23 protein-coding genes and 1 tRNA gene are annotated in these 24683 nt (G+C 72.2%); 10 read left to right on the top strand and 14 right to left on the bottom strand.

Features of this window, described 5'->3' with window-relative positions; genetic code table 11:
* Window positions 1-148 precede the first annotated feature (148 nt).
* The 5 genes from ACTJK8_RS17925 (at window position 149) to tam (ending at window position 4657) form a co-directional block, all read left to right on the top strand.
* Window positions 149-916 (top strand): GyrI-like domain-containing protein, encoded by a 768-nt coding sequence (locus ACTJK8_RS17925; protein WP_012322225.1) that lies wholly within the window; start codon window positions 149-151, stop codon window positions 914-916.
* A 317-nt stretch (window positions 917-1233) separates the two neighbouring features.
* Complete coding sequence (locus ACTJK8_RS17930; protein ID WP_071000530.1) at window positions 1234-1995, top strand: endonuclease III domain-containing protein; 762 nt, start codon at window positions 1234-1236, stop codon at window positions 1993-1995.
* 93 nt (window positions 1996-2088) lie between these two features.
* Window positions 2089-3153, top strand: a complete 1065-nt coding sequence (trpS, locus tag ACTJK8_RS17935; RefSeq protein ID WP_012322223.1) for a tryptophan--tRNA ligase — start codon at window positions 2089-2091, stop codon at window positions 3151-3153.
* Window positions 3150-3851: a haloacid dehalogenase type II gene (locus ACTJK8_RS17940; protein WP_012322222.1), complete on the top strand. Its 702-nt coding sequence runs from the start codon at window positions 3150-3152 to the stop codon at window positions 3849-3851. The genes trpS and ACTJK8_RS17940 overlap by 4 nt, the downstream gene beginning before the upstream one ends.
* Window positions 3852-3874: 23 nt before the next feature.
* Window positions 3875-4657 (top strand): trans-aconitate 2-methyltransferase, encoded by a 783-nt coding sequence (gene tam / locus ACTJK8_RS17945; RefSeq protein ID WP_012322221.1) that lies wholly within the window; start codon window positions 3875-3877, stop codon window positions 4655-4657.
* Window positions 4658-4680: 23 nt separating this feature from the next.
* Here tam and ACTJK8_RS17950 read toward each other — a convergent pair whose 3' ends face one another.
* The 11 genes from ACTJK8_RS17950 to aroQ all read right to left on the bottom strand — a co-directional run bounded on the left by ACTJK8_RS17950 (window position 4681) and on the right by aroQ (window position 17176).
* Window positions 4681-6756, bottom strand: a complete 2076-nt coding sequence (locus ACTJK8_RS17950) for a methyl-accepting chemotaxis protein (RefSeq protein ID WP_440762309.1) — start codon at window positions 6754-6756, stop codon at window positions 4681-4683.
* Between the two features lie 233 nt (window positions 6757-6989).
* Entirely contained in the window at window positions 6990-7643 is a 654-nt protein-coding gene (locus ACTJK8_RS17955) for a pyridoxamine 5'-phosphate oxidase family protein (protein WP_012322219.1), read from the bottom strand.
* A 165-nt stretch (window positions 7644-7808) separates the two neighbouring features.
* Window positions 7809-8828, bottom strand: a complete 1020-nt coding sequence (gene ilvC, locus ACTJK8_RS17960; protein WP_440762310.1) for a ketol-acid reductoisomerase — start codon at window positions 8826-8828, stop codon at window positions 7809-7811.
* A 12-nt stretch (window positions 8829-8840) separates the two neighbouring features.
* Entirely contained in the window at window positions 8841-9497 is a 657-nt protein-coding gene (locus ACTJK8_RS17965; protein ID WP_440762311.1) for a TetR/AcrR family transcriptional regulator C-terminal domain-containing protein, read from the bottom strand.
* A gap of 84 nt (window positions 9498-9581) precedes the next feature.
* The gene (locus tag ACTJK8_RS17970; protein WP_024828151.1) at window positions 9582-10226 is read right to left on the bottom strand and encodes a glutathione S-transferase family protein; all 645 of its coding nucleotides are present in this window, start codon (window positions 10224-10226) and stop codon (window positions 9582-9584) included.
* Between the two features lie 85 nt (window positions 10227-10311).
* The gene (gene ilvN, locus ACTJK8_RS17975) at window positions 10312-10854 is read right to left on the bottom strand and encodes an acetolactate synthase small subunit (protein ID WP_012322215.1); all 543 of its coding nucleotides are present in this window, start codon (window positions 10852-10854) and stop codon (window positions 10312-10314) included.
* Window positions 10855-10935: 81 nt separating this feature from the next.
* Window positions 10936-12711 (bottom strand): acetolactate synthase 3 large subunit, encoded by a 1776-nt coding sequence (locus ACTJK8_RS17980; protein WP_012322214.1) that lies wholly within the window; start codon window positions 12709-12711, stop codon window positions 10936-10938.
* 424 nt (window positions 12712-13135) lie between these two features.
* Window positions 13136-14581, bottom strand: coding sequence for an amidase (locus ACTJK8_RS17985; protein ID WP_012322213.1), 1446 nt, complete (start codon window positions 14579-14581; stop codon window positions 13136-13138).
* A gap of 206 nt (window positions 14582-14787) precedes the next feature.
* Entirely contained in the window at window positions 14788-15867 is a 1080-nt protein-coding gene (gene pyrC / locus ACTJK8_RS17990) for a dihydroorotase (protein ID WP_029361017.1), read from the bottom strand.
* Window positions 15868-15880: 13 nt separating this feature from the next.
* Window positions 15881-16582: an orotate phosphoribosyltransferase gene (locus ACTJK8_RS17995; RefSeq protein ID WP_012322211.1), complete on the bottom strand. Its 702-nt coding sequence runs from the start codon at window positions 16580-16582 to the stop codon at window positions 15881-15883.
* A gap of 144 nt (window positions 16583-16726) precedes the next feature.
* Entirely contained in the window at window positions 16727-17176 is a 450-nt protein-coding gene (aroQ, locus tag ACTJK8_RS18000) for a type II 3-dehydroquinate dehydratase (RefSeq protein WP_012322210.1), read from the bottom strand.
* 207 nt (window positions 17177-17383) lie between these two features.
* Here aroQ and ACTJK8_RS18005 point away from each other — a divergent pair, with 207 nt between their 5' ends.
* The 3 genes from ACTJK8_RS18005 to ACTJK8_RS18015 all read left to right on the top strand — a co-directional run bounded on the left by ACTJK8_RS18005 (window position 17384) and on the right by ACTJK8_RS18015 (window position 18969).
* Window positions 17384-18226 carry a 3-keto-5-aminohexanoate cleavage protein gene (locus ACTJK8_RS18005; protein WP_012322209.1) on the top strand — a complete coding sequence of 281 codons (843 nt, stop codon included), beginning with the start codon at window positions 17384-17386 and terminating at the stop codon, window positions 18224-18226.
* Window positions 18227-18275: 49 nt separating this feature from the next.
* Window positions 18276-18797 (top strand): hypothetical protein, encoded by a 522-nt coding sequence (locus ACTJK8_RS18010; RefSeq protein WP_440762312.1) that lies wholly within the window; start codon window positions 18276-18278, stop codon window positions 18795-18797.
* A gap of 98 nt (window positions 18798-18895) precedes the next feature.
* Window positions 18896-18969: transfer RNA gene (locus tag ACTJK8_RS18015), tRNA-Gly, on the top strand.
* Window positions 18970-19013: 44 nt separating this feature from the next.
* On the opposite strand, the gene ACTJK8_RS18020 is transcribed toward ACTJK8_RS18015, so the two are convergent.
* From ACTJK8_RS18020 to ACTJK8_RS18030, 3 genes are all read right to left on the bottom strand, one after another.
* Window positions 19014-19766, bottom strand: coding sequence for a helix-turn-helix domain-containing protein (locus ACTJK8_RS18020; protein ID WP_440762313.1), 753 nt, complete (start codon window positions 19764-19766; stop codon window positions 19014-19016).
* A gap of 92 nt (window positions 19767-19858) precedes the next feature.
* A complete protein-coding gene (locus ACTJK8_RS18025) occupies window positions 19859-20449 on the bottom strand; it encodes a class GN sortase (RefSeq protein ID WP_440762314.1) in 591 nt (196 codons plus the stop codon).
* Complete coding sequence (locus ACTJK8_RS18030; RefSeq protein WP_440762315.1) at window positions 20446-22635, bottom strand: marine proteobacterial sortase target protein; 2190 nt, start codon at window positions 22633-22635, stop codon at window positions 20446-20448. The genes ACTJK8_RS18025 and ACTJK8_RS18030 overlap by 4 nt, the downstream gene beginning before the upstream one ends.
* 251 nt (window positions 22636-22886) lie before the next feature.
* Here ACTJK8_RS18030 and ACTJK8_RS18035 point away from each other — a divergent pair, with 251 nt between their 5' ends.
* Window positions 22887-23618 (top strand): NUDIX hydrolase, encoded by a 732-nt coding sequence (locus ACTJK8_RS18035; protein ID WP_127991991.1) that lies wholly within the window; start codon window positions 22887-22889, stop codon window positions 23616-23618.
* A gap of 73 nt (window positions 23619-23691) precedes the next feature.
* On the top strand, window positions 23692-24678 hold the full coding sequence (locus tag ACTJK8_RS18040) for an SPFH domain-containing protein (RefSeq protein WP_012322060.1): 987 nt from the start codon (window positions 23692-23694) through the stop codon (window positions 24676-24678).
* Window positions 24679-24683: the final 5 nt, after the last annotated feature.

Genomic DNA, 24683 nt, shown 5'->3' on the forward strand with positions numbered 1-24683 from the left:
CGCCCGGCGCGAGGGGTGCCGCGGCGTGGCAGATGCGCCGCACCCGCGGCTCTCGTCCGCTGCGCCCTCGCGAGCCGTCCCGATCGCCATTAGGTTACGCCGCGGGAGCCCGCGCGATCATCCGCGGGCCTCGACCGGAGCGCCCACCGTGATCCGCCTTCGTCCGCTCGTCGCCCTCTCGGCCGCCCTCGTGCTCGCGTCGGGCGGCCCGATCGCCGCGCAGCAGCAGCCCGCGCCGCCGCCCTCCACGGCGCCCGCGCCGGCCCAGACGAACCCGCTGCCGACCACGACGGCGCCGAACCCGGTCGCCGATCCGGACAAGAGCGCGGCCCCGGCGCCCCAGCAATCGGTGGCGCCCCCGCCCGCGGGCCAGTCCGCGGTGGGAACGCCCCCGGGCACGAGCCCGGGAACGCCGGCGCGGCCGACGCTCATCGACAAGGCCGGCGAGCCCGGCGACGTCGACGAGGTCACCCTGCCGGCCAAGCCCGTCGCGATCCTGTCCGGCAAGACCAAGTGGGAGGAGGCCGTGCCGAACCTGAAGCAGGCCTTCGCGCGGATCGAGGCCGACCTCGCCAAGCTCGGCGTCGCGCCGGCCGGGCGGCCGCTCGCGGTCTTCACGCGCACCGACGACGACGGCTTCGAGTTCGAGGCGATGATCCCGGTGGCGGCCGCGCCGAGCCCGGCACCCGCCGAGACCGACGGCCTGCGCTTCGGCACGACGCCCTCCGGCAAGGCGTTGCGCTTCGCCCACAAGGGGTCCTACGAGTCGATCGACAGCACCTACGAGACGCTGACCGCCTACCTCGACGCCAAGGACATCGTGGTGCAGGACCGGTTCGTGGAGGAGTACGCCACCGACCTCAAGGACAGCACCGACGACAACCTCGACGTGAACATCTACGCGCTGGTGAAGTAGGCGCGCACGGGCCGGCGGCGTCCCCACGCGATTGCCACGACCGCTCCGGGACCGAGCGCGGGTCCCCTCTCCCGAGCGGGAGAGGGACAGGGTGAGGGGCATGCGGCTTCCGGACAGGGCACGCGCGTCGACGGCGCTCTCCGCCCTGAAGCGCCCGGTCCCTCACCCCAACCCTCTCCCGCACGGGAGAGGGGGCAGGGCGCGCGCCGCCGCCAACCCTGCTCTCCGCTGGAAGCGCGCGAACCCGACGAGGCGGACAGATCGCCGCTGCCCCGTACCGGCAGGAACAGGGGCATCGGCTCGCGGATTCGCCCGACATGCCCGCCGCCGACCTCAGAACCGCGACCGCCCCGCGCCCGCGCCGCAAGCCGGCCCCCGCCGTCACGGATCCGGCCCTCGCCGAGAAGGCGCTCGCCGTCCATGCCCGGTTGTGCCCGGTCTACGGCTGCCCGATCCCGTACTTCCACAGCCTGGATCCGGTCAGCGAACTCGTCTCCTCGCTCCTGTCGCACCGGACGCGCAACGCCGAATCCGGCCGGGCCTTCAAGGCCCTGCGGGCGCGCTTCCGCGACTGGGAGGCGGTGATCGACGCGGACGTGCCGGAGATCGAGGCTGCCATCGCGGGCGTGACCTGGCCGGAGCTGAAGGCGCCGCGCATCCGCGACGTGCTCCGGGCGCTGCGCGACCGGTGCGGCGGCCTCGACCTCGCCTTCCTGGCCGACATGGAGGTCGAGGCCGCGCGGGCGTGGCTGCAGGCGATCCCGGGCGTCGGGCCGAAGACCAGCGCGGCGGTCCTGTCCTTCTCCACCCTGCGAATGCCGGCCCTGCCGGTCGACAGCCACCATCACCGGGTGGCGCAGCGCCTCGGGCTGATCGGCAAGACGGTCGATGTCGGCCCGTCGCACCCGATCCTGCGGGCGCAGCTCCCCGCCGACTGGAGCGCGCAGGACCTCTACGACAATCACGAGATCCTGATGCTGCACGGCCAGAAGGTCTGCCATCATCACCGCCCGGCCTGCGGGCGCTGCGTTCTGGTCGATCTCTGCCCCAGCGCGAGGCTGCCCACGCGGGAGCCGTGAGCGCGTCCTTGACCATTCCGGCCTACGGGTGCGAGTAACCCCGCGCCCGGACGGCGCGGAGCCCCGGTCTTCCCTTGCTCAGGATCGGCGCCGATGGCCGCGTTCACCGAATTGGTCTTCTCGGGCGTCCAGCCCACCGGCAACCTGCACCTCGGCAACTATCTCGGGGCCGTGAAGCGCTTCGTGGAGATGCAGGATCGCGACGCGCAGTGCCTGTACTGCGTGGTCGACCTCCACGCGATCACCGTCTGGCAGGATCCCGAAGCGCTGCGCGGCCAGATCCGCGAGGTCACGGCCGCCTTCCTCGCCGCCGGCATCGATCCCAAGCGCTCGATCGTGTTCAACCAGAGCCAGGTGCCGCAGCACGCCGAGCTCGCCTGGGTGTTCAACTGCGTCGCCCGCCTCGGCTGGCTGAACCGCATGACCCAGTTCAAGGAGAAGGCCGGCAAGGACCGGGAGAACGCCTCGATCGGCCTCTACGACTACCCGGTGCTGATGGCCGCCGACATCCTGGCCTACCGGGCGACGCACGTGCCGGTCGGCGAGGACCAGAAGCAGCACCTGGAGCTGACCCGGGACATCGCCCAGAAGTTCAACACCGATTTCTCGGGGTCGATCACGGCGCACGGCCACGGCGACGCCTTCTTCCCGATCACGGAGCCGCTGATCGGCGGCCCGGCCGCCCGGGTCATGTCGCTGCGCGACGGCACCAAGAAGATGTCGAAGTCGGACCCGTCCGACAACGCCCGCATCAACCTCACGGACGATGCGGACGCCATCGCCCAGAAGATCCGCCGGGCCAAGACCGATCCCGAGCCCCTGCCTTCCGAGGTGGCGGGCCTGAAGGAGCGGCCCGAGGCCGACAACCTCGTGGGGATCTACGCGGCGCTGGCCGGCATCACCCGGGAGGACGTGCTGCGCGATTTCGGGGGAGCGCAGTTCTCGACCTTCAAGCCGGCGCTCGCCGACCTCGCGGTGACGAGCCTCGCGCCGATCGCCGGGGAGATGCGCCGCCTCACCGCCGATCCTGGCCACATCGACGCCGTGCTGGCCGACGGCGGCGCCCGGGCCGAGACCATCGCGGCGCAGACCCTCGACGCGGTCAAGGACATCGTCGGCTTCGTCCGGCGCGGTCCCAGCCTGCAGGCGGTGCGGTGACCGTCCGGGCGCTGGTCTTCGACGTCTTCGGGACGCTGGTCGACTGGCGCTCCGGCGTCGCCCGCGAGGCGGCGCGGCTGCTCGCGCCCGTCGCGCCGGACCTCGATGCCGGCGCCTTCGCGGACGCGTGGCGGGCACAGTACAATCCCTCGATGGAGACGGTGCGCTCCGGCGCCCGGCCCTACGTCGACCTCGACACGCTCCAGGCCGAGTCGCTGCCCGGCGTGCTGGCGCAGTTCGGCATCGCGGGCGTCTCCGAGGCCGTGCAGCGGGAGCTGGTCCAGGCCTGGCACCGGCTCGACGCGTGGCCCGAGGTGCCGGACGCGCTGCGGCGGCTGCGCGAGAAGCACCTCCTGGCGCCGGTCTCCAACGGGCCTGTCCGGCTGATGGCCGACCTCGCCCGCCGCAACGGCCTGGTCTTCGACGCGGTGCTCGGCGCCGGCTACTCCCGCGACTACAAGCCGAAGCCGGCGCTCTACCGCGACGCCGTCGCGGCCTTCGGCTTCGCGCCGGGGGAGACCATGATGGTCGCGGCACACTCGAACGACCTCGCAGCGGCGGCGGGCCACGGGCTCGCCACCGCCCACATCGCCCGCCCGCACGAGCACGGCCCGGCCGGCGGCGAGGCCGCGCCGACGGTGCCGGTCACCCACGCGGCGCGGGACTTGGCGGATCTCGCCGACCGGCTCGGCTGCTGAGGATTTTTTCACGGAAGGGTGCGATGGCCGACTGGAACCCCGCCCTCTACACCCGCTTCGAGGACGAGCGGACGCGCCCCGCCGCCGAGCTCCTCGCCCGCGTGCCCCTCGAAGCGCCGCGTCTGGCCATCGATCTCGGCTGCGGGCCCGGCAACTCCACCGCGCTGATCGCGGCCCGTTTCCCCGACGCCGAGGTGATCGGGCTCGACACCTCGCCGGCCATGCTGGAGAGCGCCCGCGCCCGGCTGCCCCGCCTCGCCTTCGCGCTGGCCGACGCCGCGACCTGGACACCCGAGCGGGCGCCGGACCTGATCTACGCCAACGCCGTGCTGCAATGGCTGCCGGACCACGCGACCCTGCTGCCGCGGCTGTTCGGCCTCCTCGCCCCGGGCGGCGTGCTGGCCGTGCAGATGCCCGACAACCTCGCCGAGCCCACCCACCGCCTGATGCGCGCGGTGGCGGCGTCCGGCCCCTGGGCGGCGGCGATCGGCGACCCGGCCGTGGCCGGCCGCCTCGGGCGGATGCTGGAGCCCGCGGCGTACTACGATCTGCTGGCGCCGGCGGCCGCCGAGGTCGATGTCTGGCGCACCGCCTATCATCACCGGATGGCCGATGCCGCCGCCATCGTGGACTGGGTCCGGGCCACGGGCCTGCGTCCCTTCCTCGACCCGCTGGATCCCGAGCACCGCGCCGGCTTCCTGGATGCCTACACGCGCGCGATCGACGGGGCCTACCCGCCGCGCAGCGACGGCCGGCGCCTGCTCGCCTTCCCGCGGGTGTTCGTCGTCGCCCGGAAGGCCAGCTAGCGCGCAGGCCGGTCCGGGCGCCCTCAGGCCGCGCGCACCGTACCGAGGAAGCGGCTGACCTCTGACCGCAGATGCTCGGACTGACGCGACAGGTTCGCGGACGAATCCAGCACCTGACCGGCGGCCGAGCCGGTCATGTCGGCGGCGTCGGCCACGCGGGCGATGTTCGTGGTCACCTCGCCCGTGCCGGCGGCGGCCTGGGTCACGTTGCGGACGATCTCCTGGGTCGCGGCGCCCTGCTGCTCGACCGCGGCCGCGATCGTCGTGGCCACAGCGCTGATCTCGTCGACCCGCGTCGTGATGCTGCCGATCGCCGAGGCCGCCTGCGCGGTCGAGGCCTGAACGCGAGAGATCTGCCCCGCGATCTCGTCGGTGGCCCGCGCGGTCTGGGTGGCCAGCGCCTTCACCTCGGCGGCCACGACCGCGAAGCCCCGGCCGGCCTCGCCGGCGCGGGCCGCCTCGATGGTGGCGTTGAGGGCGAGCAGGTTGGTCTGGCCCGCGATGCCGCTGATCAGCGCCACCACGTCCCCGATCTTCATCACCGCCGCGCTCAGGTCCTCAACCAGCCGCACCGTGCGCCCGGCCTCGTCGGCCGCGGCCCGCGCGAGCTGCGCGGATCCCTGGACCTGCCGCCCGATCTCCTGCACGGAGCTGCCGAGTTCTTCGGCCGCCGAGGCCGCGGCCCGGACGTTGGAGGCGGCCTCCTCGGCCCCGGCCGCGACGGTGGTCGACTGGCCCGCGGTCTCCGAGGCCGTGGCGGCCAGCCCCTTGGCCGTGGCCTGCAGCTCGGTGGCCGCGTCCGTCACCGTCTCGACGATGCCGCCGACCGCCTGCTCGAAGGCGTTGGCCAGGTCCGCGGTCACCCGCTTGCGATCCCGGTCGGCGGCGGCCTGGGCGTCCGCCCGTGCCCGGGCGTCGGCCTGCGCCTGCGCCCGCAGGCCGTCGCGCAGCTGCAGCACCGCCCGCCCGACCAGCCCGACCTCGTCGCGGCGCCGCGCCTCGGGCACGTCCGCCCCGTAATCGCCCGCCGCCATGTCGCCGATCGTCCGGCCGAGCGCGCGGATCGGCCTCCCGACGAGGCGGTGCAGCGCGCCGAAGACGACCGCGCATCCGATCAGCACGCAGAGGATCGAGATGCCGATCAGCGTCGCGCGCGCCTGATCGGCGGCGGCCGTGAGCGTCGCCACCGGCACCGCGACGACGATGGCCCACCGGTCGGGCGTCTCGCCCGCCTGGATATGCTGCGCCATGTACCGCCAGGGCGCCCCGTCCGGGCCCGGCGCGTCGGTCACCACCACGGCTCCCGCGCGGATCGCCTGCCCGGCCGCGTCGGCCGCCGACGCGTCGAAGCCGTGCAACGGCTTCCCGGCCGCCGCGCCGGTCGGATGCGCGACGGTCGTCCCGCTCGCCGAGATCACCGCGAGATAGCCGGTCCCGAACGGCTTCACCGCGTTGAGGGCGGCGTTCAGGGAGCCGAGATCGATGTCGACGCCGGCGGTGCCGCGGTACGTGCCGTCCACGGTGATCGGCGCGCCGAACGACATCATGACGACGTCCTTCCCGGCCACCGGGTAGATGTAGGGTTCTATGGCCACCAAGCGGTTCAGCTTCTTCGGCCGAAGGTAGTAGGCGCCGTCCGGCTCGGCCTCGTAGCCGGTGAGAACCTCCCGCTTGATCGTGCCGCTGCCGCGATTCCAGTAGGGCATGAAGCGGCCGCTCGCGTCCGCGGACGCCGTGCCGGCGAACGCGCGGTCGCGCCCGTCCAGAGCGTTCGGCTCCCAGCCGGTCCAGGTCGCGATCAGGTCGGGGTTGGCGCGCAGAAGCTCGCGCAGCATCGCGTCGTAGACCGCGCGGTCCTGGATCCCGCCGCCGCGCAGCGCCGAGGCGGCCGCCGCGAGACTCTCGGCGGTCCTGGCCGCCACGGCGAGGCGAAACCGAACCTCGCGCGCCTCGCTCGACAGCGTCTCCGACTGCATCCTGGCCGTCTGTTCCTCGAAGGAGGCGTTGATCCGGCGAGCCAGGAAAGTCGTCCCGCCCGCGAAGACGGCCGCGATCAGGACACTACAGATTACCGCGACGCGCAGCGGGAGCGAGAACATGGCCTGTACGAACCGTGAGAAGGTACGATCGAGAGATCTCGCACGAAATCTAACGACCTACCCTCACGGCGTCAAGAAAATTTGAAGAACGAAGAAAGTAGAGGCCAATACAGTGCCGCATCATTGTGATGCGTAGGTTAAATATACTCGCGATCAACTCACGGCATGAAAATTGGAATTCCGCCTCGTCAAGCACCGGCCGCCCTGCTCCGCGGGGCGGCCGGAACGGACGGTCAGGCCTCGCCGCGGGCGACCAGCGCCGCGTACTCGGAGACCTCGAGCTTGCCCTCCTTGGCGACGCGGGCCTTGTCGGCGTCGCTGATCACGTCGCCCGCGAGGTCGAGCCGCTTCCAGGCGGCGAGCGGGGTCTCGCGATCGGGCCGCGGCACGTACTTGTTCTGCTCGAGCTTCTTGTACTTGTGGATGTAGCGCGGGCAGTTGACCCAGATCTTGGTGACCGCGACCCTCACCAGGTACTTGGCCTCGGTATACTCGGCCATGAGGGCGTCGTCGCGCAGCAGCGACGCGTGCCCCTGCACGCGGATGCGGTGCGGCGTCTCGAAGTCGATGAACAGCAGGCCGACCTTGGCCTGCCCCTCGATATTGCCCATCGAGTAGAACATGCCGTTGCCGTCGAATCCGGGGAAGACGAGCGTCTTGTCGTCGAGCACCTTCACGAAGCCCGTGGGGCCGCCCTTGTAGGAGACGGTGGGCATCCCGTCCGGATCGACGGTCGAGAGGAAGAACATGTCGCGGGAGCCGATGAAGGCGGCCTCGTCCGGCTGGACGCTGTCGTGGACCCAGTCCTCGTCGAGGCGCACGGCGAGCTTGGTCGTGCCGAACTCCTCCTGGAGCGCCCGGTGCGCGTCGGAATAGAGCGATGCCATGGGTGTCCTCTCCGCTTGCCGGCCCTCGTGCAGGCGGGACCGCTGCGGGGCTTATGGCCGGGAAGCTTCGGACAGGGCAACCGGGAAGACGAAGGGCCGACCACGCTCACGCGTGACCGGCCCCAGGCGGCGCGGCCGAGCGAGGCCCGGCCGCACGGTTCGGGCTCAGTTGCGGGTCTTGTCGACGAGCGCCTTCTCGGAGATCCACGGCATCATGCCGCGGAGCTTGGCGCCGACCTCCTCGATCGGGTGGGCGGCGAGCTTGGCGCGGGTCGCCTTGAACGAGGTCTGGTTGACCTTGTTCTCCAGCATCCAGTTGCGCGTGAAGGTGCCCGACTGGATGTCGTTCAGCACGCGCTTCATCTCGGCCTTGGTCTCAGGCGTGACGATGCGCGGGCCGGTGACGTACTCGCCGTACTCGGCCGTGTTGGAGATCGAGTAGTTCATGTTGGCGATGCCGCCCTCGTAGATGAGGTCGACGATCAGCTTCACCTCGTGGAGGCACTCGAAATAGGCCATCTCGGGGGCGTAGCCCGCCTCGACCAGGGTCTCGAAGCCGGCCTTGATCAGCTCGACGAGGCCGCCGCAGAGCACGGCCTGCTCGCCGAACAGGTCGGTCTCGCACTCCTCCTTGAAGGTCGTCTCGATGATGCCGGCGCGGCCGCCGCCGTTCGCCGAGGCGTACGACAGGCCGAGGTCGTGGGCGTTGCCGGAGGCGTCCTGCGCGATGGCGATCAGGGTCGGCACGCCGCCGCCGCGGAGGTACTCGGAGCGCACGGTGTGGCCCGGGCCCTTCGGGGCGACCATCAGGACGTCGAGATCCTTGCGCGGCTCGATCAGGTTGAAGTGGACGTTGAGGCCGTGGGCGAACAGGAGCGCGGCGCCCTGCTTCATGTTGCCCTCGAGGGACTCGCGGTAGATGTCGCCCTGCAGCTCGTCGGGGGTGAGCATCATCACCACGTCGGCCCACTTGGCGGCCTCGGCGACCGAGAGAACCTTGAAGCCCTCGTGCTCGGCCTTCTTGGCGGTGGGGGAGCCCTCGCGCAGCGCGATGACGATGTCCTTCACGCCGGAATCGCGCAGGTTGAGCGCGTGGGCGTGGCCCTGGCTGCCGTAGCCGACGATGGCGACCTTCTTGCCCTTGATCAGGTTCAGGTCGGCGTCGCGATCGTAATACACCCGCATGTCTGTCTCCTCTTAAGCTTGGTGTTTCGGGTCGGGTTGGGCCCGGCCGTAGAGGGCCAGGAACTGCTCGACGGCGCGGCCCGCATCGCGCCGGATCTCGGCCCCGTCGAGGTCGAGGGTCTCGCCGAGCAGAAGTCGGATCTGGATATCCCGGCCGACGAGGCCGAAGAAGGTGCGGAAGGCGGCCTCGCTGTCGGCGAAGGTCAGCAGGCCGGCGGCGCGCCCCGCCTCCAGCACGGGCTTGACCCGCTCGCCGATGGCGAAGCGGCCGTTCGCGAGCACGATGCCGCCGAGGTTGCTCTTGCGCGAGCCCGCATGCGCGATGGCGATGCGGTTCAGCGCCACCGAGGTCGGGCCGGTGATGACCTCCAGCCACGTCACGGCGAAGTCCTGCAGGCGCTCCCGCAGGGTCGCGCCGTCGAGCACCTGCGCGGCGTCGCGCCCGGCATGGACCCGGGAGGCCTGCCAGCGCACCGTCGCGGTCAGCAATCCGTCGCGGTCGCCGAACCACTTGTAGAGCGTCTCCTTCGAGCAGCTCGCCCGGCGCGCGACGGCGTCCATGGTGAGCTGCTCGCTATCCTCGACCATGAGGCCGAGCACGGCGTCCAGCACCGCCTGCTGGCGGGCCGACGGGGCTTCCTGCTCTGCTGTGGCGCTCGCCTGCATCATCTCGAATGGCGTACCGTACCGTACGGTACGCGCTCTAGGCCGATTCGACGGCCGCGGCAAGGGGGTTGCCGCGGCCGAACCGGGTCAGCGCGGGAGCGGCAGTCCCTCGCGGGCGAAGACGGCTTGCACGGCCGGCCGCTCGGCGACGCGGCGGGCATGGGCGGTCCAGGCCGGGAAGCGGCCGGCCATGTCGAACCGGAGCACGGGCCCGTTGGCCCAGAACCAGAAGACCATCAGGTAGGCGTCGACGACGCTGAACCGGTCACCCACAGCCCAGCCGCCGTGCGAGAGGCGCACCTCGGTCATGGTGGCGAGATCCGCGTAGGTGTTGGCGGCCTTAGCCTTGATGCCCGCGAAGGCGCTCTCGTCCTCGGTGTAGCGCTCGGGCCGGCGGACATGGGCATAAGTGACATGGTGGTTGCAGGCGAGCCAGCCGAGCCACTCGTCGGTGGCGGCCTGCTCGCGGAGATCCGTGGGCCACAGCGCCTTCTCCGGCACCTGACGGGCGACGTGGCGCAGGATGGCCGCGCACTCGGTGAGCACCCAGCCGTCCTCGGTCAGCGCCGGCACGCGGCCGCGATCGTTGATCGCGAGGTATTCCGGCCGGCGCTGGTCGCCCGCCGCGAGGTCGAGCTTGATGCCCTCGTAGGGGAGCCCGGATTCCTCCAGGATGATGTGGGCGGCGAGCGAGCAGGCGCCGGGGGCGTAGTAGAGCGTACGGGCGGTCATGGGTGGTCCTTGATCGACGAACTCAGGCGCGAAGCGACGGCCTCGATCGGCTCCCCCCGGCACCGATGAGCCGCGCGTCGGAAACTCAGAGCGGCTCCGCCCCGCGCCCCATCGCGGAGATCCCGGTCCGGCAGATCTCCACCAGCCCGATCACGCTCATCAGGCGCACGAACCGGTCGATCTCCTCGGTGGCGCCGGTCAATTCGAACACGAAGGAGTTGAGCGTGGCGTCGAGCGTCTTGGCGCCGAAGGCGGCGGCGAGCCGAAGCGCCTCGCTGCGGTGCTCGCCCTCGCCCTTCACCTTCACCAGGCAGATCTCGCGCTCGATGGCGTTGCCCTGGAGCGTCAGGTCCACCACCCGGTGCACCGGCACCAGCCGGTCGAGCTGCGCCTTGATCTGCTCGATCACGGCGTTCGTGCCCGCGGTCACGATGGTGATGCGGGAGATGTGGCGCGCCTCCTCGGTCTCGGAGACCGTCAGGCTCTCGATGTTGTAGCCGCGACCGGAGAACATGCCGGAGATGCGGGCGAGCACGCCGGGCTCGTTGTCGACGATCACCGCGAGCGTGTGCCGGTTCACCGGCTCGACGCGGACGGGCTCGGGATAGTGGGTGTTCATCGCGTTCATCGCGGGGCAAGTCCTCGTCGTTCGACCCATCGCCGCCGCAGCGGCGGATCGCGGCCCGGCACGGAGCCGGGCCGCCCTCCCTCACACCAGCATCTTGCCTTCCTCGGAGATCACGTCGCCGAGCTCGACGCCGGTCTCACCGAGGTAGTCGGACAGGAGCATCTCGTTGTGCGCCTTGCCCGACGGGATCATCGGGAAGCAGTTCTCGGTCTTGTCGACGATGCAGTCGAAGATCACCGGGCCGTCGTGGGCGAGCATCTCCGCGATGGCGCCGTCGAGGTCGCCCGGCTTCTCGCAGCGCATGCCCTTGGCGCCGTAGGCCTCCGCGAGCTTCACGAAGTCCGGCAGGCTCTCCGAGTAGCTCTGCGAGTAGCGCGAGCCGTGCAGCAGCTCCTGCCACTGGCGGACCATGCCCATGTACTCGTTGTTCAGGATGAACACCTTGATCGGCAGGCGGTACTGCACCGCCGTCGACATCTCCTGCATGTTCATCAGGATCGAGGCCTCGCCGGCGATGTCGATGACGAGCCCGTTCGGGTGCGCGAGCTGCGTGCCGATCGCAGCCGGCAGGCCGTAGCCCATCGTGCCGAGGCCGCCCGACGTCATCCACCGGTTCGGCTCGTCGTACTTGAAGTACTGGGCCGCCCACATCTGGTGCTGGCCGACCTCGGTGGTGATGTAGGTCTCGCGGTCCTTGCAGGCCTCGTAGAGGCGCTGCACGGCGTATTGCGGCTTGATGATCGTGCCCGACGGCCAGTAGGCGAGGCAGTCCCGCGCCTTCCAGGCGTTGATCTTCTGGAACCACGGATCGAGGTTCGACGTGTCGGGCCGCGACGGCAAGGCGCGCCACGCCTCCAGCATGTCGGCGAGCACCGACGCGCAGTCGCCGACGATCCCGACATCGACCTTGACGACCTTGTTGATCGAGGAGGCGTCGACGTCGATGTGGATCTTCTTCGAGAACGGCGAGAACGCGTCGAGCCGGCCGGTGATCCGGTCGTCGAACCGGGCGCCGACGCAGATCATCACGTCGCACTCGTGCATCGCGAGGTTGGCCTCGTAGGTCCCGTGCATGCCGAGCATGCCCAGGAACTTCTCGTCCGTGCCCGGATAGGCGCCGAGCCCCATCAGGGTCGAGGTGATCGGGAAGCCGGTCTCGCGGACGAGCTCGCGCAGCAGGCGCGAGGCCTCAGGACCCGAGTTGATGACGCCGCCGCCGGTGTAGAAGACCGGCCGGCGCGCGGTCGCCATCAGCTCGACGGCCGCGCGGATCCGGTCGGCGTCGCCCTTGACGGCCGGGCGGTAGGTCTTGTGGCTCGCGATCTCGGGGCGCTCGTAGAGGCCGGAGGCGAACTGGATGTCCTTGGGCAGGTCGACCACGACCGGACCGGGACGGCCGTTCGCCGCGACGTAGAACGCCTCGTGCAGGATGCGCGGCAGGTCGTCGATCGATTTGACGAGGTAATTGTGCTTCGTGCAGTGGCGCGTGATGCCGACCGTGTCGCATTCCTGGAACGCGTCGGTGCCGATCAGGTGCGTCGGGACCTGTCCGGTGATGCAGACCAGCGGGATCGAGTCCAGCATCGCGTCGGTGAGTCCGGTGACGATGTTGGTCGCGCCGGGGCCCGACGTCACGAGGACGCAGCCGACCTTGCCGGAGGAGCGGGCATAGCCCTCCGCGGCGTGGACGGCGCCCTGCTCGTGGCGGACGAGGATGTGCTTGACGGCGTTCTGGTGGAAGAGCGCGTCGTAGATCGGAAGTACGGCGCCGCCCGGGTACCCGAACAGCGTGTCGACACCCTGATCCTGGAAGGCCCGGATGACCATCTCGGCCCCGGTCATGACCTCGCCGCCCATGCTCGTCTCCTCGCGCTCTCCGGAGCCACCGCGATCCCGTGATCGCCGCCCTGCCCCGTTCTCTCTCCCGGCACCCCCGTCACGCGGGGCGGTCTCCGCCTCGCCCGAAGGTGTCTCTCGCCTCGGATCTCCGTCCGTCCCAGTCCTGTCCCGCCCGGACGCGGGCAACAAAAAAGGGCCCCGAGGGACCCTGCATGCGCCACCGCCCGGATCGCGGCCCTCTCTCAGGGCCGCCCCGTCGGTGACGCTACCGCTACAATAAGGACCGTGGTCATCGGATATCCGAACCTGCCCCGCGGCGGCCCCATGATCCGGAACTGGCTCATGGTCGGCACGCGAAGTGTCGGGCCTCTTAGCGGAGAGCGCGGGGCGGGTCAACGCGTCCGGCGCTTGTTTGCGCCGGCTTGGTCGACGAGCCGCTCCCTCAGTTCAGCGGCGGCGGGTAGCGGCGGACCCAGTTGCTCGCCGCGTCGTAGGCGGCACCGAGCTGCAGGCAGGCGAGCTCGCCGTGGTTGGGACCGACGATCTGGATGCCCGCGGGCAGCCCGGCCTCCCCGAACCCGGCCGGCACGGCCAGCGCCGGCAGGCCCGACATCGTCGCGGGAATCGTGATCTGCATCCAGCGGTGGTAGGTGTCCATCGCGTGGCCGCCCACGGTCTCGGGCCAGCGCAGGCTCTTGTCGAACGGGAAGACCTGGGCGCTGGGCATGACCACGTAGTCGTAGGCCTCCATGAAGCGGCGCAGGGTCTCGTACCAGCGGGTGCGCCCCTCCAGCGCCGCGATGATCCGGTCGGCGCCGAGCGCCAGTCCCCGCTCGACCTCCCAGACCGCCTCCGGCTTGAGCAGGGCCCGGTGGCGGGGCTCGTCGTAGAGCGGGCGGAGGTTCGCCGCGACGGTGAGGGCCCGCAGCACCAGCCAGTCCTGCCAGAGCCGCTCCATGTCGTAGCGCGGCATCGCCTCCTCGACGGTGCAGCCGATCTCCGCGAAGGTCGCCAGGGCGGCGCGCCCGACGTCGAGCACGCCGGGATCGAACGGGATCTCGCCGCCGCAATCGCCGAGCCACGCGATCCGCGTCCCGCGGAAGTCGCGGGCGAGCGGGCGCGCGAAGGCGGACGGGTCCTGCCGGACGGCGTTCGGGCAGCGCGGATCGTAGCCCGCCAGCACCGAGAGCATCAGGCCGATATCGCCCGGCGTGCGCCCGATCGCCCCGAGCACGCCGAGATTCGGGCTGAACACGTCCTTGGCCTCGGCCGGGATCCGGCCCCAGCTCGGGCGCAGGCCGTAGCAGTTGTTGAAGGCGGGCGGATTCCGCAGGGAGCCGGCATGGTCGCTGCCGTCGGCCACCGGCTGCATCCGCAGCGCCACCGCCACGGCGGCGCCGCCGCTCGACCCGCCCCCGGTCATCGCCGGGTCGTAGGCGTTGCCGGTGGCGCCGTAGACCGGGTTGAAGCTGTGCGAGCCGAGACCGAACTCGGGGATGTTGGTCTTGCCGATGAAGATCGCCCCGGCGGCGCGCAGGCGGGTGACCATGATCGAGTCCGTCTCGGCGACCCGGTCGGCGAAGATCGGCGAGCCCTGCGTGAACCGCAGGCCGCGGACCGGGTCGAGATCCTTCACCGCCAGCGGGAAGCCGTGCAGCGGGCCGACGGGCTCACCGCGCGCCAGGACGGCGTCGGCGGCCTCGGCCTCCCGCAGGAGCGCGGCGTCGTCGGCCAGGCCCACGAGGGCGTTCACCTGCGGGTTGATCCGATGGATCCGCTCCAGATAGGCGCGCATCACCTCGACGCAGGAGACGACCCGGCCGCGGATGGCGGCGGCGAGGTCCACGGCGCCCATGGCGGTGATGCCGTCCTGTCGCGCGTCCTGCATCTTACCCTCCTCCGGATCGACGGACGATCGGTAACCGGAGGTTGGATCCGGGCAAAGATGGCTTCGGCCGATTAGATGGCTGGCCGGTATCCGTCTGGGTGAGCGCGGCGAAGCAACCCCATGTCGCCCGACGGTCACCGATCTCGCGCTGCCCGGGGTCGCCTCGCCGCGCCCGCGATGACGGTGCGCGGTCCCAGCCTAGGCGGTCACGCCACCGACCAGGGCAGCGTCTCCTCGCCGCGGAACACCACCACCGCCGTGTCGTCGACCGCGACGGCCTCGGCGATGCGGCTCTCCCGGCGCTCCAGGGTGACGGTCCCGGCATTCGGCTCCAGACCGTGGAAGCGGGCGCCGTTGAGCGACGCGAAAGCCTCGAACTTGTCCAGCGCCCCCTCCTCGTCGAAGACCTGCACGTAGGTCTGGAGCGCGCTCGGGCCGCAGAATACGCCGGCACAGCCGCAGGACGCCTCCTTGGCGCCGCGGACATGCGGGGCCGTGTCGGTGCCGAGATAGAAGCAGGCCTCGCCGGAGGTCGCGGCCCGGCGCAGGGCGAGCCGGTGCCGCTCGCGCTTGGCCACCGGCAGGCAGTACAGGTGCGGGCGCAGGCCACCCTGGAAGATGTGCGTCCGGTTGATCACGAGGTGGTGCGGCGTGATCGTCGCCGCGCACCGGCTCCGGTGCTCGCGGACCACGTCGAGGATCTCCGCGGTGGTGGCGTGCTCCACGGTGACCTTCAGCCCCTGATGGCGGCCGAGGAGCGGGATCAGGCTGCCCTCCATGAAGGCGGCCTCGCGGTCGAAGATGTCGATCTCCGGGTCGGTCGCCTCGCCGTGGATCAGGAGCGGCATGCCGATCCGCTCCATCCGCTCCAGCACGGGCGCGATGCCATTGAGGTCGGTGACGCCCGCGTGCGAGTTCGTGGTCGCGCCCGCCGGGTAGAGCTTGGCGGCGACCCAGACCTTCTCCCTGAAGCCGCGCTCGATCTCGTCCGGGTCGGTGTCGTCCCGCAGGTAGCAGGTCATCAGCGGCGTGAAGTCCTGGCCCTCGGGCAGGGCCGCCAGGATGCGCTCGCGATAGGCCTGCGCGGCCGCGACCGTGGTCACCGGCGGCACGAGGTTCGGCATGATGATGCCCCGGGCGAACTGCGCCGCCGTGTAGGGCAGCACCGCCTTCAGCATGGCGCCGTCGCGCAGGTGGATGTGCCAGTCGTCCGGCCGGCGGATCGTGATCCGGTCGACCGGCTTCGCCTCCTGGCGCTCGGCGGGGAACAGCTCGGCGACGCCCATCGCGATCCTCTCCTCAGGCCTGGCCGAAGGCGGAGATCCCGCCGTGGGCCGCCGACCACTCCGCCGGGGCGTTGAGGAAGCGCTCGACCTCCGCCAGGGTCTTCGGGTCGAAGGTGCCCATCTCCTTGGCCACCGCCAGCACGTCCCACCACGTGGTGAGGTAGTGGAGCTTGATGCCGATCTCCTCCATCAGCGCGGCGCTGTCGGGGAAGATGTCGTAGTAGAACAGCACGAAGCAGTGATCGACCTGGGCGCCGGAATCGCGCAGGGCCTTGCAGAAATTGACCTTGCTGCGCCCGTCGGTGGCGAGGTCCTCGACCAGCAGGGTCCGGGCGCCCTCGACGATCTCGCCCTCGATCTGGGCGTTGCGGCCGAAGCCCTTGGGCTTCTTCCGGATGTACTGCATCGGCAGCATCATCCGGTCGGCGATCCAGGCCGCGAAGGGGATGCCGGCGGTCTCGCCGCCCGCGATGTGGGTCAGCTTCTCGTAGCCGATCTCGCGCACGATCGTGGCGGTGGCGAAATCCATCAGCGTCGAGCGCAGGCGCGGGAACGAGATGATCTTCCGGCTGTCGGTGTAGACCGGGCTCGCCCAGCCGGAGGTGAACTTGAACGGCTCGTCCTTGTAGAAGAGGACGGCCCCGATCTCGAGGAACATCTTGGCCGCCTCGCGGGCGATCACTGTCCGGTCGAGGGGCAGGAAGGGACTGGTCATGCGGCGTGCGCGCTCCGCTCGAGACGTCCTCCGCCGGTCCGGTAGACCGGTCCGGCCGGGGAGAACGCGTTGAATAAGGGCCTGACCGCCCTCCTCCCCCCTGTCTCCGCCAGCGTCAACCCTGATCGCGGCGCTATCCGCGCCTCAAGCAGGTCTGCCGGCCCGCAGATGCGCGAGGTGGCGGATCGCCAGGGCGTAGCCGTGCGTGCCGAACCCCGCCAGCACGGACGTGGCCGCGAGGGAGATGTAGGAGTGGTGGCGGAAGGCCTCGCGCCGGTGGACATTCGAGATGTGGCACTCGATCACCGGCACCTCGCAGGTGTTCAGCGCGTCGAGGAGCGCCACCGAGGTGTGCGTGTAGGCGCCCGCGTTGATGACGATACCGGCCGAGCCGACCCGAAATTCGTGGATCGCGTCGATCAGCGCGTGCTCGGCGTTGCTCTGCCGGAAATCGACCGCGAGGCCGAAGCCCGCGGCGGTCTCGCGGCACAGGGCCTCGACGTCGGCCAGGGTCTCGCGGCCGTAGATCTCCGGCTGGCGCTTGCCGAGCAGGTTCAGGTTCGGCCCGTTCAGGACCAGGACGGTGTCGTTCATCGTGTGCCTCGCGGGCCGAGAGGTGCGACAACCGCCGGCAAGACTCAAGTCCGGCGCGGCACGGGTCCGGCACGACACGGGTCGCGGCTGTCATCCGGCCGGAGATGTCCCGCACACGGACCTGCCGCCCGCGCCGGGCGGTTCAGATCCGGGTTCCGCGGCGCTATCCCGGTCGCGGAACCCGGATGAGGCAGGGAGGACAGGCGAATGGCAGGATCCCGGAGCGACGCACCCGTGGTGATCGCGGTGGCGATCACCGGCTCGGTGCCGCGCAAGAAGGACAACCCGGCCGTTCCGGTCACCGTGGCCGAGCAGATCGAGTCGACCCATCAGGCGTTCGAGGCGGGCGCCACGCTCTGCCACATCCACGTGCGCAACGACGACGAGTCGCCCTCCTCCGACCCGGACAAGTTCGCCGCCGTGCAGGAGGGGCTGCGCCGGCACTGCCCGGGGATGATCGTGCAGTTCTCGACCGGCGGGCGCGGGCGCGACCCGGCCGCCCGCGGCCTCTCGCTCAGGCACCGGCCCGACATGGCCTCCCTGTCCACCGGCTCGGTCAACTTCCCGACGATCGTCTACGAGAATTCGGCGAGCCTCGTGACCGACCTCGCCGGCCAGATGAAGCAGTACGGCGTCCGGCCCGAGATCGAGATCTTCGACCTCTCGCACCTGCACGGGGCCAAGCGCCTCGTGGAGGCGGGCCTGATCGACGCGCGCCCGCACGTGCAGTTCGTGATGGGCGTCCAGAACGCGATGCCGGCCGAGGAGCACCTCCTCGACATCCTGCTCGCCGAGACCCGCCGGATCCTGCCGGAGGCGACCTGGACGGCGGCCGGGATCGGCCGCAACCAGGCGATCGTGATGGACTGGGCGCTCGCCCGCGGCGCCGACGCGGTCCGCACCGGCCTGGAGGACAACATCCGGGTGACGAAGGACCGTCTGGCGGCCGGCAACGCCGAGCTCGTCGGCCTCGCCGCCGAGGCGGTGGCGCGCCACGGTCGCCGCGTCGCCACGCCCGCGGAGGCCCGCGCCGCCCTGGGCCTGGGCTGATCGCGCGCGGACGTTGCCGCGGCCGCGCGGTGGAGACGGCGCCGGATCCATGCGCCTGACGACACGCACGCCGTCCCGACCGCGATCCCTGATCGTCGGCTGCGCCGCCGCGGCCTGCGCGTTCCTGGCGGTGTCCTCGGAGGCTCCCGGGCAGGCCGGACCGGGACCGGCGGAGGCGCTCGTGAACGGGATCCAGACCATCCGGCGCGGCGACACCGTCACGAAGCTCGACCGGACCGAAAAGGGTGCGGTGCTGTGCATGCGCGGCATCCTGCAGGCGATGCGCGCCGTCGGACAGGCGTGCCACGCCGGCGCCGACCCGGACTTCCAGCAGGAACTGCGCGCCGCGCTCGCGCGCATCGATCGGTTCATCGCCGACAACGCCCCGGACAGGGCCGTCCCGCCGCGCGACGGGACGACGGAACCGGAGCAGCGGCCCGGCGCGGTCTGCGGCCGCGACGCGGAGGCCCTGTTCGAGGCCCTGCGGACCGGCGGCGCCGCGGGCCTGCGCGCCCAGGTCGACGACCTGCTCTCGATCCCGCGCGAGCCTGTCATGAACCCGTGCCTGTGAGCCGGCCGGCGACGCCGCGGATTCGGGACGTCGCCCGCGCGGCGGCGATCCCGCCCCACCTTCTCACGGCCGACCCGGCGTGCTAACGATCCGCCCGCGCGGGTGTAGCTCAATGGTAGAGCAGCAGCCTTCCAAGCTGAATACCCGGGTTCGATTCCCGGTACCCGCTCCAAGCCCGCCGCGCTCCGCGCCTTCGGGCTCACCCGTCAGACCCTGTCAGGCGACGCCCGTGAAGAAGGTCGCGTAGCCGTCGTCGTGCACCCGGGCGAGATGGGCCCGGTACGGCGCGTAGCCCGGCTCGTCCGGCCCGATCCGCCCGTACCCGTGCGCGCCAGCCTGCTCGGGCAGCAGCGCCAGGGGTGAAGCGGCCGGGGTCAGCTGCGTGCCGCGCCCCGCGTGGAGGGTGGTCAGGACCCCGTACATCTCGCCCTGGATGTTCGGGCGGCACAGCACCGCGAGGCGGTGCTGCCCGTGCCAGTTGGTCACCAGGTAGATCATGCCCGACTGGCTCGGCACGGCGACGCTGCCGGATTGCGCGAAGGGCGCGTCGAGCCGCTCGGCCTCGCGGAACACGAGGCGGGCGGCGTCCGCGTCCCAGGCGATCTCGGTGCGGTAGGCGAAGATCGCGCCCGCCGTCCCGAACGAGGGCCGCAGGGTGAGGTAGCGCCCCTCGATCCAGGCCACGCTCTCCCGCGAGTAGGAGCCGAGCTCGTCGGGCGCGTGGCGGGCCGCCTCCGGGGTCGGGCGCCCCCTTTCCTGGCGGAGGGACTGGCCCAGGGCCTCCTCCAGCCGGATCGTCGTCGCCAGGGTGAAGGGCCGGCGGCCGGCGAGCGCCTTCTCCAGGGTCGAGATGCTGATCCGGGCCTCCTCGGCCAGCGTCTGCCGCGAGATGCGCCGGCGGGCCAGCGCCTCGCGCACGGTCTGGGCAATGGCGCGGCTCTGCGCCTCGGACAGTTCGATCTCGCTCACAGGCACGGCTCGCACGGGCTTGACCCGCACAGATCCGCACGAAACCGCACATTTGCGCAAGCGCGGTCAAGCTGACCGTCCACGCCGAGCCGTCAGGAGCGCTCCGGCTCCGGGTCCAGCTCGGTCTCGACGATCAGCCGGAGCGGGCCGGCCCGCAGCGCCTCCAGGGGCCAGCAGGTGACGAGGTCGAGGTGCCGGCCGGGGGCCTGCGGGTCGATGCCCGAGGCGTCCCAGCGCGCCACCCGCGTGCCGGTGACTCGGAAGCGCAGGGTCCGGCCGTCGCGGCCCGTCACCATGACCGGATCGCCGGGCCTGAGCTGCCCCAGCACCGCGAACTGCGTGTCGCGGTGGGCGGCGATGACCGCGGTGCCGGGCGCGCCGGCCTCCGGGGTGCCGTCCAGATGGCCGGGGCCGAAGGCCAGGGCCTGCCCGCTCCCGCCCCTCAGCACCACGAAGCCGCGGCCCGCGACGGTGAGCCGGGCGACCGGCTCGGTGTCCGCCCAGGGCCAGGGCCGGGCGGGCCGACCCTCGGCCAGGCTGCGGGCGAAGGCGCGCTCCAGCAGGACCTGCGCCAGGGCGGCCTTGGCGGGGATCCAGGCGGCCTGCGCCGCCAGCCCGATTCCCGCGAGGGTGAGGAGGGCCGCGAGGGCCCTCCCCAGTCCGGTCCCCGGACGGCGGCTCATCGCGCGTTCCCGGTCCGCCGGCCGCCGATCGTCGGGCCGGTGCGCAGCAGGAGGCCCAACAGGGCGAGGAGCAGGCCCAGGCCGAGCTTCGCCACGATCCCGGCCCCGGTCTGCGGCAGGTCGACCGCCCCGCCGTCGGCGCGGATCGGCACGATCCGCGCGGCCCCGTCGTCGGCGGGCGCGGCGCCCGGCCGGTCCGTGCCGAACACCTTGGCGAAGTCCCAGCCCGCCGGCAGGTTCAGCGGCAGGTCGGCGGCGACGAGGGCCGTGCCGGGCGCGCGGCGCGGCGTGGCATCGACGGCCACGAGGCTGGTCAGCCGCGTCGTCAGGCCGTGCTCGAGGGCCAGCGCCAGGATGGTGGCGTCGGCCGCGTCCGCGCCGAGCCGCCCGGAGATGCGCGCCGTCTCGGTCTCGCCGATCCGGGAGCGCGCCCAGACCTTGGAGATGCCGGCGCCCTCACCCGCTCCGGAGAGCGGCAGCGTCCGGGTCCAGGTCCGGCCGCCCACCCGGCCCGAGACGGTCACGGTCCCGTGGAGCCCTCCCTCGGCCGATCCCGGCAGCCGCGCGGCGAAGACCAGCGGCTCGCCGCGGTACAGGTCGGGCAGTGCGCCCGGCGTGACCGCGACGCCCGGGACCGAGAAGGTCGCGGTCAGGTCGGTGACGGCGGGGGATTCCAGCTTCTCGTACAGTGCCCGGGTCCGCTCGCCGACCTGCGCGAGGTCGCGGATCTCGGTGAAGCTGCCGCGGCCGATCTCGGCGGCGTGGCGCATCAGGTGGCCGTTCGGCGCCGAGCCGATGCCGACCATGAACAGGCGCGTGCGCCCGAGATCCGCGTGGATCGCCGCGAAGATCCGTTCCTCGTCGCCGACGGCGCCGTCGGTGAGGAACACGACCTGGCGGACGCGCCCGTCCTCCGGGTGCGGGTCGGCGAGCGCCGCCTTGAGCGGCGCCAGCATCTCGGTGCCGCCGCGCGCCTCCAGGGCGGCGACGAAGGCTTCAGCCTCGGCCAGGGCCGCCCGCGTCGCCGGGACCGGCTCGGGATGCAGCGCGTCCCAGGTGTCGTCGAAGCGGATGACGTTGAAGCGGTCCCGCGGGCTCAGGCGGCCGAGGCCGGCCAGCAGCCCGGCCTTGGCCTGCCGCATCGAGGCGCCCGACATCGAGCCGGAATTGTCGATGACGAAGGTGACGTCGCGCGCCGGCCGGGCGGCCGCGTCGGCCTCGATCGCCGGCGGGCTCACGGCGGCCAGCAGATAGGTCCGGCCGGCCACGGTCTCGCGGAACAGGCCGAGGCCGGGCATCCGGCTCGGGACCGGCGCCCAGGTCAGCTCGAGATCGCGGTCGGCCGGCACGACGCCCTCGGCGAGCGTGACGGTCCGCGCCTCCGGGCCGGTCTCGATCACGCGGATCGCGTGGGTCGCGCTCTGAACGGCGCCGACGGCGAAGCCCGCCCGGAGCCGCACGGTGACGGCGACCGGGTTGGTCGGCGGGGACAGGGCCGGGTCGAGCACCGGCGGGCTGATCCGGGCGCGATCCGGAACCGGGTCGCGGGCCGCCGCGGCCGTGCCGTCGAGGGAGACCGCGTCCACCGAGGCGGGGGCGGGCTTGTAGCGGGGCGCGACGACCAGGGGCAGGCGCAGCGTCCGCGTCTCGCCGGAGACGGGGATCGTCTGCTGATAGGTGATCTGGACCAGCACCGTCTCGCCGGGGCCGATATTGGCGACCGCGTTGGTGAACACGTTGGGCCGCTCCTGCGCGGTGAGCGCCGCCGCTTGCCCGGCCGCCTTCGCGGCCTCGTAGGCGCGCTTGGCCGCCGCCCGCTCGCGGATGTCGGCGACGATCACGCGGGAGCCGACGACGAGCTTCATCCCGTCGACGGCCGCGTCCTCCGGCAGGGGGTACAGGTAGGTGCCCTCGACCCACTCCGCCGTGACGTTGCGGAAGGCCTGGGTGACGGTGGCCCGGGCGGTCGGACCGCTGACGTCGACGCTGATGTCGGTCGCGAGCTGGACGGCCTCGACCGGCGCGGCGCCGGACGGCCCGCGCAGCGTGAGGCCGCCCCGTGCCGGCCCCGGCGCCGCGTGGGCCGAGGCGAGCATGACGAGGAGCGCCAGCAGCGCGAGGAAGAGGGGTGACAGCGCGGCGTTGCGGGGGGGCTCGAGCGCGGATCGTGGAGCGAAGAACGGCATCGGGGAAACCTCCTGCGCCGGCGGATCGGGGCCGGCCCGTCGCTGAAGCTCCCGCGCCCGCCGCCGCGCCGCCACGAGAAGCTTCGCCCTTTTCCCGGCTCGGGCCGTACCCGCCGGCCGCGCCCGGGCGGATCTGTCCGGCGCCGGTGCGGAGCTGTGCGCCGCGCGACGCGTCCTGACGGATCCGCTCCCGGCTTGACATATGCGCAATCCGCGTCTTAGTTATGCTCAACTTGAGTAGAAATCGACCGATGACCGAATCCGAACTCCTGGCAGGCTACGACCCTGAGGCCTACGAGCGGCCCGCCCTGGCGGTCGACCTCGTCCTGCTGGGGATCCGGGCGGGGCGGCTCGCCGCCCTCCTCCTGCGGCGGAGCCGGCAGCCTCAGGCCGGCCTCTGGGCGCTGCCGGGCGGGTTCGTGGACATCGCCGAGACCCTCGACGCCGCCGCGGAGCGCGTCCTGCGCGAGAAGGCCGGGATCAGGCGGGCGCGGCTCGAGCAGCTCTACAGCTTCGGCGCGGTGGACCGGGATCCGCGGATGCGCATCGTCTCGGTCGCCTATTTAGCGCTGCTGCCGGAGGCCGCCTTCACCGAGGCCCTGGCGGGCGGCGCCGCGCTGACGGCGGCGGCACTGGTCGTGCCCTGGGCGGGCGAGGCCGGCGGCCCGGTCTCGGCCGAGTCGGAGAACGGCGGCCCCCTCGCCCTCGCCTTCGACCACGCCGACATCCTCGCGCTCGCCGTGAAGCGGCTGCGCGGCAAGCTCGACTACACGGATGTCGGCTTCGCGCTGCTCCCGGAGCACTTCACCCTCCGCCAGCTCCAGGACGTGCACGCGGCGATCCGCGGCGCGCCCCTCAACAAATCCGCCTTCCGCCGCCGCATGCGCGACCGGGGCTGGATCGCGCCGACGGGCGCCCGCGAGGCCGGGACGGCGTTCCGCCCCGCCGAACTCTTCCGCTTCGACAGCTCGGGTCAGTTCTGAGGCTTTGTTTCAACGCGCTCTCTCGAGCCGAACCGGTACCCACTCCGGCGGAGAGCGCTTCGAGGAGACCATCATGGCCACGGTCCGCAACATCGGTGTGATCGCCCAGCTCCGCAGCGAGGCGAGCAGCCACATCATCCGCTTCCGCAACGGCCGGGTCCGGCAGAGCGGGCGGGGTCTGGTCTTCTGGTTCCGGCCCGAGACCGCCAGCATCAGCGAGGTGCCGGTCGACGATCGCGAGATGACCCTGTTCGTCCGCGGCCGGAGCCGGGACTTCCAGACCGTCGTGGTCCAGGGGACGATCGGCTGGCACGTCGTCGATCCGGAGCTGCTGGCGAGCCGGGTCGACTTCTCGATCGACCTCCGCACCGGGCGCCTGCAGGGCGAGCCGATCGAGCGGATCGAGGCCCGCCTCGGCGGCATCGCCGGCCAGGCGGTGCTGCAGTATCTCGGCGCGAGCCCGATCGGCGCCCTCCTCGACGCCGGGCCGGAGCCGCTGCGCGCCGTGCTGGAGCGGGTGCTGGTCGCCGCCCCGGCGCTGGCCGAGATCGGCGTCGCGGCGGTGTCGGTGCGGCTCACCAACCTCGCGCCGACCAGCGAGCTGGAGCGCGCCCTGCAGACGCCGACCTTCGAGGCCCTGCAGCAGAAGGCCGACGAGGCGACCTTCGCCCGGCGCGCCCTCGCGGTCGAGAAGGAGCGCGCCATCGCGGAGAACGAGCTCGCGACCAAGACCGAGCTGGCCCGGCGCGAGACCGTGCTGATCGCGCAGGAAGCCGAGAACGCCCGCGACCGCGCCGCCGGCGTCGCGGAGGCGCGGGGCCTGGAGGCGGCCGCGGAGGCCGAGCGGATCCGGCTCGTCGAGGGCGCCCGGGCCGAGGCGGAGCAGCGCCGCGCCGCCGTCTACCGCGACATGCCGCCCGCCGTGCTGCTCGGGCTGGCGGCCCGGGAGCTCGCCGGCAAGCTGGAGACCATCGAGCACGTCAACGTCACGCCCGACCTGCTGGCGGCGGTCCTCGGCGAGTTCCGGGGCGCGCTTCCCGCGCGGCTCGCGCCGCGCTGAGGAAG

This window comes from Methylobacterium sp. 22177 (assembly GCF_052045615.1).
Lineage (GTDB): Bacteria > Pseudomonadota > Alphaproteobacteria > Rhizobiales > Beijerinckiaceae > Methylobacterium > Methylobacterium radiotolerans.